Origin of the sequence: Barnesiella sp. CU968, assembly GCF_905219685.1 — a bacterium.
Taxonomy (GTDB): Bacteria; Bacteroidota; Bacteroidia; order Bacteroidales; family Muribaculaceae; genus Lepagella; species Lepagella muris_A.
Genome location: NZ_CAJMXD010000250.1, coordinates 1 through 4,411 on the forward strand (window position 1 = coordinate 1; position 4,411 = coordinate 4,411).

At 47.9% G+C, this 4,411-nt stretch carries 3 protein-coding genes; all 3 read right to left on the reverse strand.

The window, feature by feature from the left end; genetic code table 11:
- Positions 1-46: 46 nt before the first annotated feature.
- The 3 genes from JX312_RS09695 to JX312_RS09705 all read right to left on the reverse strand — a co-directional run bounded on the left by JX312_RS09695 (position 47) and on the right by JX312_RS09705 (position 4,364).
- A complete protein-coding gene (locus JX312_RS09695; RefSeq protein WP_204457848.1) occupies positions 47-589 on the reverse strand; it encodes a tetratricopeptide repeat protein in 543 nt (180 codons plus the stop codon).
- 25 nt (positions 590-614) lie between these two features.
- Complete coding sequence (locus tag JX312_RS09700) at positions 615-3,590, reverse strand: PEP/pyruvate-binding domain-containing protein (protein ID WP_204457849.1); 2,976 nt, start codon at positions 3,588-3,590, stop codon at positions 615-617.
- Positions 3,591-3,599: 9 nt separating this feature from the next.
- Positions 3,600-4,364 carry a uroporphyrinogen-III synthase gene (locus tag JX312_RS09705; protein ID WP_123407650.1) on the reverse strand — a complete coding sequence of 255 codons (765 nt, stop codon included), beginning with the start codon at positions 4,362-4,364 and terminating at the stop codon, positions 3,600-3,602.
- Positions 4,365-4,411: the final 47 nt, after the last annotated feature.

A 4,411-nucleotide genomic window follows, 5' to 3' on the forward strand; every position in this document is an offset into this window, starting at 1 on the left:
CAGCACAAATAGCAAATTGCCATCCAACTCTTGACCTCGAATTTGATTAACACTTTTTAAGAGACACTAGTGAAATAGCTTCTTTAATGTATTTTAAGGACTCAGTCGAATTAAATGATGCAGAATGTATAAAAGCCATTTGTTCAGCTGTCTTTGCAATCCAATAATCATCCATATACTTTTTTGCCAAATCATAAGCATTCGTAGAATTATGAATTGACAATGTGAATCTACCCTGATTATATAGCACATCTGCATAGTAAAACAACGCTTTCATCAGATCCGGTGAATCCCCTTTCTCCTGATAATAGGTAACAGCACGGCTGATCAGTGAATCTGACGTGATAATCTCATTATTCTTTGTGCGAGCCTGGACATTAAGTAAGGCATATTTTGCCCAGTCTTTACGATTTCTCAGATCGGTGGTGTCGACAGATGCGATTATATGCAAGGCTGAATCCGGAATTTCCTCCATGACCGATTCTGCTTCGACAAGTTTATCACGCACCTCTTTGGGCGTGCACGATGCGAATGTCGACACCAGGACAAAGACAGCTGTCCAAACTGCAATCAAATATATTCTTTGCATTCTTACAATCTGTTTATAAAGCGATTTATGGCTTGCGGACAATTCCTTTCGACTTTCTGCCGTTGATTGCAATGGTCAGTGAATCGGGAAAACGCACAATGCGGATGCTGTCGCTCTCTTGTTCGGCAGGAAGCGAATCAAGATAGTCCATATCTATGAATCCATTCCCTCCATCGGGATCTATGGTGAAATATCCGACTCCGAAAGATGTAAGGTTTTGAAAAAAATGTGTACCCTGAGATGGCTCTATCCTGTAGCCGGGCAACGCTGATTCGGCAATAAGTCTCGCTCCGGCAATCTGCGGCCATTTCACCGGAATACCGAGTGCAGGATCCGACGATCCCCATCGTCCGGGACCAACAAGAATGTAAGGCTCCCCTTTTTCCACAAAACGGGCGTTTATTTCCTCTATTTCCCTCACCAGATCCGTGTTGCGTGAAGAATCGAATTTGTCCGGCTTCACATACACGATATATTTCACATTATCCATGATGCCGTGACCTAACGCCGTCTCACTCCTCAGGATCAAATCTTTATCCTCAATATCCATTATGGAGTCATCAAGCATCTCTTTAGTGTCGACGATCGGGCGGATCTGCAGCCAGTATACAGTGCCCTTCTCTCCATCCCTGCCGGGAACTGGATTGATATTGCCCGCAAATTCGATCTCTACCGGGCGACCCATCTCATACTGTCCGGTCTCAAGCATGAAGCCTGCAATCTTGGCAAGAGGGAAGACATTATGTTTCAACACATTCGCGAATGTCACCACTTTCCTTCCCCGACCGAATTCAGTGTCTCGGATTATCCTGTCATCAACATCGAACGTAGACACAAGATATTTCAACGCGCCGGTCTTGAAGGCATCTGGCACACTAAGTCTGCTGATATTGAAACTGTCGTCCACAAGAAATTCCGCCGCCTCTCCGTTGTGTTCCGGAAGCGCATAGAGTGATGTCTGCGTGTCGCGCAATGCAAGCTCAAGGGTGGATGTCTGAAGCACTTTGTCGGGATGCGAGGGGGAAAACCTGAGAGAGACTCCTCCGTCAACAATATACTTGCCAAGACCGGCGGCAACTTCGACCACTCCCTCTTCAGCCGTCTCATCGCCGGTGGGATAGTAGTTCAGCGAGCGTCCGACTCCGGAGAAACTCGGATAGTAGAAACCTGAATGCTCCTCTCCCGCCACTTCCTGCAGTATGACCGCCATCTTCTCCTGATCGATGACATTGCTGGTGGCGTTCATGTATGCCTTGGAATCGGAAAAGAATACGGAGGCATAAACCGCCTTTACTGCATCGGTCAGCATACGCATACGCACCGCCGTGTCCTCTATATAAGGAATCATATATGTGGAATAGATTCCGGCAAAGGGCTGATAATGCGAGTCTTCAAGCAGAGAACTGCTTCTGACAGCGAGAGGACGGCGCACAACATCGAAAAACGCCTCGAAATCGGCAATGACATCATCCGGCAGACTCGCCTGTAGAAAAGCTTTGAGTATCTCCTCATCCGGCGCGTCGGAAAGCGCGATCTTATACAGACAGTTGCTGTCCATGAACTCATCGAAGATATCGGTGCACACTACGACTGTATGCGGTATCGTTATCTGCACTCCGTCGAAATCGTCACAGACGGGATTGCGCTTGATAATCTGGTCGATAAAAGCAAGACCGCGTCCTTTCCCGCCCAATGAGCCTTCCCCTATACGGGCGAAGTTGCTCCATTTGTCATAATTCTCTTTCTGGAAAACCGCCACGACTCCCCTGTTCTTCATGCGGCGGTATTTCACGATTGTATCGAATATTATCTGCTTGAGCCGCGGCGTGTCGGACATGTCTCTCAGCTCGATCCCTTTGAAAACCTCTGCCAATGGAAAGAGCGCACGGGAATAGAGCCAGCGCGATATGCTGTTGGTGGAGCAATAGTAATAGAGTATGTCGTCAGGTATGGATTCGATGCTTTTCTGCAGATCCTTGAGATTGCTGATACGCATCAGCTCGTTTCCGCTCTGTGGATCACGGACTATGAAGTCTCCGAAACCGAATTTCTTTGAGACCGCCTCGCGGAGATCAAGGGGGAGGGTCTTTGAGTTTTTGTCAAGAAACACATAACCAGCCGCTTCCGCAGACGTACGGTTCGCACTCTCCTGACTCTCCATGATAATGGGCATGTAGGGATTGCGTTTCCTGACCATGCGGGCGAATTTCATACCCGCATCGGGGTCTTTTTCTCCATTCACAGGAAACCGGGCATCGGTGATGACTCCGAGTATATTGTCGCCGTATTTGTCAAAGAGTCCCTTTGCCTCNTCATAGTCTCGCGCAAGGAGCACTTTCGAGCGTCCTCGCATACGCATCATCTGCTCATGCTCGTTCAGCGCCTCTGTGGCGCAGCGCATCGACTGTTTGAGAAGAAACTTAAAAAGATGCGGAAGAATCGATGAATAAAACCGTATGGAGTCTTCTATCAGAAGAATAGCCTGTATGCCGACTTCCTCTATGTCTGTGTCGGCATTCATCCGGTCTTCTATCAGCTTGATTATGGCAAGGATAAGATCCACATTGCCAAGCCAGGAAAAGACGTAGTCCACCCCCCTGAGGTCTTCGTTGGCTATGCGGCGTCTCACCTCCTTGGAAAAAGGGGTGAGCACTACAAGCGGTATGTCCGGATAGAGATTGTCTATGTTTACGGCTTCCCTGAATGTCTCGCTGACATCGACACCGGGCATGGCGATGATAAGATCAAACGAGTTATCCGCCAACGCCACATATGCCTCGTCGTAGTTTGCAACCTTCGTAAAACGCGGAGGAGAGGAGAGATTGAGCCTTACATATTCGAAATATATCTGCTCGTCTACACGACCGTCTTCCTCAAGCATGAACGCATCGTAGGGCGTGGCTATCAGAAGCACATTGAAAATGCGCTTCTGCATGAGATTCTGGAATGCCGTATCCTTCAGGTATAACCTGCTCAGTCCCGCGCCCTGTAGATTTTTCATGACGCGGGATTATGCATTCGCGTTGCTGTGGGTCGCAAGGAATTTGTCTATTGCCTCGGGCATCGAACGTGCCTCCACTGTCGGCGCGGAGATATCAAGCCGCAGACCGGCATCTTCCACAGCCTTGGCGGTGGTGCTGCCGAATGTGGCTATATAAGTGGGACGTTCATCCTGATTGAAATCGGGAAAGTTCTTTTTCAGAGATGCGATTCCCGCAGGACTGAAGAACACCAGCATGTCATAGTCAAGATCTTCATCGGGTTGGAAATCGTTGCTGACCGTACGGTACATAACAACCTTGGTCACGTCAAGTCCAAGCTTACGCAATTCCTCTACATCCTCTTTGTGCACATCCGAAATCGGGAAAAGAAATTTCTCTTTGTTGTTTTTAACAAGCGAAGCTACAAGCTGGGAATCATCAAGTTTGCCGGTCTTACCGAACGAAATCTTGCGCTTGCGGTAAACGATGTAACGCTGAAGGTAAAGCGCAATCGATTCGGTAGTGCAGAAATAACGCATCGTGTCAGGCACTTTCACTCGCGATTCCTCGCAGAGACGGAAATAGTGATCTACTGCTGTGCGCGATGTGAATATGATACCTGTATAATCGGCAAGATTCACCTTGGCGGCACGAAATTCTTTGGCGGTCAGACCCTCGATCTTGATGAAAGGACGAAAAACCATCTCAACCCCATATTTATTGCAGATATCATAATATGGAGATTTCTCCGATGAGGGCTTAGGCTGGGAAACTAATATCTTCTTAATATTCATTCTCAGTTATTGTATAAGCAACATACCCGGCATCTTGTCTGATACGT

What these genes read in the sequence shown, in the direction of transcription:
- JX312_RS09705 (WP_123407650.1), bottom strand. Translation starts at nt 4,364, where the DNA reads ATGAATATTAAGAAGATATTAGTTTCCCAGCCTAAGCCCTCATCGGAG.
- JX312_RS09695 (WP_204457848.1), bottom strand. Translation starts at nt 589, where the DNA reads ATGCAAAGAATATATTTGATTGCAGTTTGGACAGCTGTCTTTGTCCTG.